Annotated in this window: 6 protein-coding genes; 2 read left to right on the plus strand and 4 right to left on the minus strand. The window is 49.4% G+C overall.

Annotated features, from left to right (window positions below):
- Positions 1–11 precede the first annotated feature (11 nt).
- Both NG833_RS27000 and NG833_RS27005 read right to left on the minus strand, forming a co-directional pair.
- The gene (locus tag NG833_RS27000) at positions 12–149 is read right to left on the minus strand and encodes a hypothetical protein (RefSeq protein WP_254568366.1); all 138 of its coding nucleotides are present in this window, start codon (positions 147–149) and stop codon (positions 12–14) included.
- 3 nt (positions 150–152) lie between these two features.
- Complete coding sequence (locus NG833_RS27005; protein ID WP_254568367.1) at positions 153–2,756, minus strand: DNA topoisomerase (ATP-hydrolyzing) subunit A; 2,604 nt, start codon at positions 2,754–2,756, stop codon at positions 153–155.
- Between the two features lie 172 nt (positions 2,757–2,928).
- Between NG833_RS27005 and NG833_RS27010 the strand changes: the two genes are divergently transcribed.
- On the plus strand, positions 2,929–3,333 hold the full coding sequence (locus NG833_RS27010; protein ID WP_015151249.1) for a response regulator: 405 nt from the start codon (positions 2,929–2,931) through the stop codon (positions 3,331–3,333).
- A gap of 101 nt (positions 3,334–3,434) precedes the next feature.
- Here the strand turns inward: NG833_RS27010 and NG833_RS27015 are convergent, their stop codons facing one another.
- A complete protein-coding gene (locus NG833_RS27015; protein ID WP_254568368.1) occupies positions 3,435–4,313 on the minus strand; it encodes a tetratricopeptide repeat protein in 879 nt (292 codons plus the stop codon).
- Between the two features lie 333 nt (positions 4,314–4,646).
- A complete protein-coding gene (locus tag NG833_RS27020; protein WP_254568369.1) occupies positions 4,647–4,784 on the minus strand; it encodes a type II toxin-antitoxin system PemK/MazF family toxin in 138 nt (45 codons plus the stop codon).
- A gap of 168 nt (positions 4,785–4,952) precedes the next feature.
- On the opposite strand from NG833_RS27020, the gene NG833_RS27025 reads away from it, so the two are divergent.
- Positions 4,953–5,148: hypothetical protein (locus tag NG833_RS27025; RefSeq protein ID WP_254568370.1), on the plus strand; the 196-nt coding region annotated here is incomplete at its 3' end.

The following is a 5,148-nucleotide window of genomic DNA, read 5'->3' on the forward strand; positions in this document are numbered from 1 at the left end:
CAACAAATAAATCATCCTTGCTTTGATGCGATCGCACCTAACAAGGCTCTTTTAGCCCGCGCAGGCACCGCTTTGTCCGTGTAGCCCCAGGCTTGAGCCTGCGGGTTTTTTGAAGGTTTTATTTTTTGGAGTTCCCTGATCGGGTTCATCTGTTACACATACTGTTCGGGTTCGGGAGAGGAAACACTTAGATAAACGAGGGTTTCTTTGGGTTCTAGTTTGATTAACCGATCGCCTGCGTCATCTTTGCGTTTGGATCGCACTGACTTAACCGGCAACCGCAAAAAGCGATCGCTGCTCGTCAGTAATTTTAACTCCGCATCCGGAAGCGCTGCCACCATCCCTACTAATCCATCGGTTTTATTTTTAAACGTCATCGACTGAGTACCCAAATCCCCCGGTTTCGCCAGTCGGACTAACTCCACTGGCAACCGTTTCCCATATCCCAATCTAGTCACCAGCAACAGTTTCTCACTCTGACTGAGTGCGACACATCCGACCAAATTCTCACCCTTGCCTAAGCGCAATGCTTGTTGTGGCATGGAGGCGCGACTGGTAATCGGCAGATTGTCATCATCGATCGCAAATCGGAGTAGTCGTCCCCCAGAAGTGGCGATCGCAATATCTTGTCCCACTGTCGCTAAATTGGCATAAGCTAACGCATCTCCCTCTTTTAGTTTAACTGCTGTTAATCCTCGCGCCGTCAAATTGGCAAATTCTGACAGGGGTAAGCGTTTAATTCTCCCCCGTTCCGTCAAGAAGATTAAATCCAGAGTTTCAGGATAATCTGAAAGGATAAACTGCGTGGCGATCGCATCAGGATTCCCATGCACTGCTGGCGGAAACAAACTCACGAACGGCGTTTTCTTTGCGCCGCGTTTATTTGCTGGAATATCCCCAACTTTAATCGAGAAACCCTTGCCATCCCGGGTCAAAATCAGTACATCCTGATCCGTAAACGCCACATGGGTTTCTACCACAAAATCCGCACCCGCTTCTAGGGTTTGAATCTCAGGATTTTCCTCCTGTTTCTGTTGCTGACGCTCATAAGTGGACGGGGACAACCGTTGCACATATCCGCGTCGGGTAAATTCCAAAACCGTTTCTTCCGGTTCTGGAGGGGTGGCAAACAGCGGCAGAGAAGGCGCAACTTCTTCGGGAATCGCTGCCTTTTTACCTTTGCGGGATTTGGTTTTGCTGGTTTTTTCTTCCCCGGAGTCAGGGGTTGCCACCAGCACTGTCTCGCGATCGGGCGAAACGGTGTAAATCCGGGTGCGCCTAGGGTCGCCAAATTTCTTTTTGAGCGATCGCAACTCTTTCTTCAACCCTTTGAGCAATTCCCGGCGATCGCCAAGTAACCGTTCCAACTCCTCCCTCCGGGTATTGAGTTGATTCCGTTCATCCTGCAATTTTTGCCGTTCCAATCCGGTAATCCGGCGCATTGGCATCCCTAAAATTGCATCCGCTTGGTTCTCCGTGAGTTCTAACTCGCTTTGCAATTCTGCCTTTGCCGTCGTCCCATCCGGCGCATTCCGCAAAATCTCAATCAGTGCATCTAAGTTGTTCAGCGCCTTGAGCAATCCTTCGACAATTTCCAACCGCTGCTGGGTGCGTTCTAATTCATGGGTGTAGAGACGATTGAGCGTCTGTTCCCGGAAGGTTAGGAACTCTTGCAGCATTTGCCGGAGGGATAACTGGCGCGGTTGTGCCTCTACCAATGCCAACAGAATGGCACCGAAGTTATTTTGCAGTGCGGTTTGGTGGTAGAGATGTTGCAGAACCACTTCGGGATTGGTTTCCCGTTTGAGTTCAATGACAACGCGAATCCCATCGCGATCGCTCTCATCGCGCAGATCGGAAATTCCATCCAACCGCCCATGATTCACCAAATCCGCGATTTTTTCAATCCAGGCGGATTTATTCACCTGATACGGCAACTCCGTCACCACGATCGCCTGACGCCGATGTTTGCCGCGTCCCCCTTGGATTTCTTCCACCCTTGCCACCCCCCGCAAGGGGATAATTCCCCGTCCCGTGGTGTAGGCGGATCGAATCCCTTCCGTGTCAATAATTTCCCCGCCAGTGGGGAAATCGGGACCGGGAATTAGGGTGAAGAGTTTTTCATCGGATAAATCCGGGTTATCGATTAAAGCAATCAATGCATCCACCACCTCCCCTAAATTGTGGGGAGGGACATTAGTTGCCATACCCACAGCAATTCCCGAACTGCCATTCAGCAGCAGCATGGGTAATTGTGCCGGTAACACGATCGGTTCTTGTTGGGAATTATCGAAATTTCCGATAAAATCGACCGTCGCTTCGCCGATTTCTTGAAGCATGGCATCGCTGCCAATTTCGGCAAGGCGCGTTTCCGTGTAACGCATTGCCGCAGGGGGGTCGTTATCTACCGAACCAAAATTGCCATGACCCGCGAGGAGGGGATACCGACTGGAGAATTCCTGGATCAACCGCACCATCGCGTCATAAACGGATTGATCGCCGTGGGGGTGATATTTACCGAGGACATCCCCAACCACGCGAGCACATTTCCGATAAGGGCGATCGGGAGATAAACCCAATTCGTGCATCGCGTACAGGATCCTCCGGTGGACGGGTTTTAAACCGTCTCGGACATCCGGTAACGCCCTCCCCACGATCACACTCATGGCATATTCAAGGTAGGACTGTTGCATTTCGACGTGCAAAGCAGTCGGGATAACCTGTCCAGTAGACAGTAGGTTCAATTGTTTAGCCATGAGTTTCGTTCCTTAAACCAAACCAACTTCCAACAGTGTCCTGCTTTTTGCGCTCAATAACGCTATCGTTAGCGAAGAGAAGAAGATCGGAGGACACTTTGTCAGCGTACTATCATTCCTGACAGTCTGACGATCGAGCGCATCCGATTGAGTAAATGAAAAGGAAAGGGATATGAGAACCGTTCTAATTGTGGAGGACGATCTGGTCAACGCTAGGGTTTTCTCTAAAATCCTCACCAAGCGGGGTGGCCTCAATGTCAAGCATACCGAAAATGTGGAAGAGGTGATGCAAATTGCCCAAGCGGGTGAGGCGGATGTGATTTTAATGGATGTGTCCCTGTCTCGCAGCGTTTACCAAGGCAAGGCAGTGGATGGCATCAAAATTACTCAAATGCTCAAAGCTGACCCCAAAACCTCCTATTTGCCGATTATTTTGGTCACAGCACACGCAATGGCGGGGGATAAGGAATCCTTTCTCGAACAGAGTGGGGCCGATGGCTACATTTCTAAACCCGTGGTGGATCATCAGGAGTTCGTTGACCAGATTGCGGCCCTACTGCCCAAAGAGGAGGGATGAAGGATGAAGGATTAGGGTCTCAGGGATGGAAGATTGGATTTACGGGGTGATTTTCATCCTTGAGCCTTGATCCTTCCCCCTTTATGGGATCCAGTCCAGGATTAATGGCTGTGGTTGTGTGGGGTTACATCCATAAATTGCGCCAGAGTCGCTTGAATGCGGGGAGTGTCCAAGAATTTTTTGGTATCTTCCAAAAGGCGACTACCCCAGAGATTTTCCACCAGAAAATCTATTTCCCCATAACGCGGATCAATCCGCAATGCCTCTTCTCCGAGGGCTAAACCCCGTTCTCGGTTGCCTTGGGCGTAGGTTGCCACTGCGATCGCCAGCATCGGTTCAGCAGCTTCGGAGTCGATGCTGAGTGCGGTTTCCCACTGCCGAATGGCCGCATTGATATCCCCTTGTTCGTATTCGACTAAACCGATATTGTTAATCGCAGGCCAGAATTTGTCATCCTGGGCGACGGCGCGTTCATATTGGGCGATCGCCTCTTGATACTCTCTAGTCATGTAGTAGGCATTGCCCAAATCAAATAAAGCCCCGGGTACATCCGGTTGGATTTTTAAACCCGCTTGCAGGGAGTTAATTGCCTCCCGGTAATTTTGTTGCTGAAAATAAGCCGAACCGAGGGCAAACATCACCACATGATTCTCCGGATCCAGCGATCGGGCCCGTTCCAACGCTGCAATCCCCTTCGGTAACTCCTTCGATTGCAGATACAAACTGCCTAAAATCCCCCAGGCTTGGGGCGCATTCGGCGCAAGCTGGGCCGCCAACTCCGCCCGGGCTAAAGCCAGTTCAAATTGCTGAAATCTCGCCAACTGAGCCGCTTCTTCCGCCAGAAACAACCCTTGCTGTTCCAACTGAGTCCCATCAAGCTGGAGAGTCCGAGGCAATAAAGCCTGTCCCATCACAGGTGGAACCACCGGAAACAAACCAAGGGCGATGGAGAGAGGAATCAAAAAATTGCGATTTGGCACAGTACCACCTTCCAACAAGACTAAGGGTTTTCATGAACCTTAAAGCTTATTTCAGTGTAACTGGCAAAAATTCCAGGAAACCACCACGGTTTCAGAGAATTTCAGGGCTCGGGCATCATATCTGGGATATGTAGCATAAAATTTCAGTTTTGTCAAGGGCTTGTCATGATTTAACGTTTGTAGTAACCCCTTCAGGGGTTGCATCAAGATGACTCCTTGCATGAGTCACTACAAACGTTTGTAGTAACCCCTTCAGGGGTTGCCTCTTGAGGAGAACTGAAGCAGTAGGGTTGTTGCCACAGGTGCAAGATCTCTTATTAACCGGACTTCATCTTATAAACTCACCAACCCTAAACTAATTTGAATCGCTCGATTAACCTGTTCCATCGTTTCTGGCGACAGAGTTCCCAGATATTTGCTTAACCTTTGCCTGTCGATTGACCGAATCTGGTTGAGGAGGACATTCAACATTTCTGGGATTATTATGATAAAATTTGGAAGGGGCGAAATAAGACGCCGTTGGACCCAACATAAAGGATGACACAAATTAACCGCAAGCGTTAGCGAATGCGGTTCAACTTCATTCTTAGGCACCAAGTACAGATTCCAGAACATCTTGACTTATGGACGACTTGACTTATGGACGACGAGCTACTTAAAAAATACCTTGAATACGCTAAGAGCGAAGAGTCCCGTGCAGTTCTCTTTGTAAAAAAGCATCTCGCTCAAGCAAAAGGGCATTGGATAGATATTGTCGATTGCCAACGCTATGAAATGTACTCAGATGAGTTACTACATTTCAGATTCGTCCTAGGTGGTCTGTATAAGAGAAAGA

Origin of the sequence: Oscillatoria sp. HE19RPO (assembly GCF_024220515.1) — a bacterium.
Lineage (GTDB): Bacteria > Cyanobacteriota > Cyanobacteriia > Cyanobacteriales > Laspinemataceae > Laspinema.

Coding starts and splice junctions, on each gene's coding strand:
- NG833_RS27000 (WP_254568366.1), bottom strand. CDS start 149: ATGAACCCGATCAGGGAACTCCAAAAAATAAAACCTTCAAAAAACCCG.
- NG833_RS27020 (WP_254568369.1), bottom strand. CDS start 4,784: ATGTTGAATGTCCTCCTCAACCAGATTCGGTCAATCGACAGGCAAAGG.
- NG833_RS27010 (WP_015151249.1), top strand. CDS start 2,929: ATGAGAACCGTTCTAATTGTGGAGGACGATCTGGTCAACGCTAGGGTT.
- NG833_RS27005 (WP_254568367.1), bottom strand. CDS start 2,756: ATGGCTAAACAATTGAACCTACTGTCTACTGGACAGGTTATCCCGACT.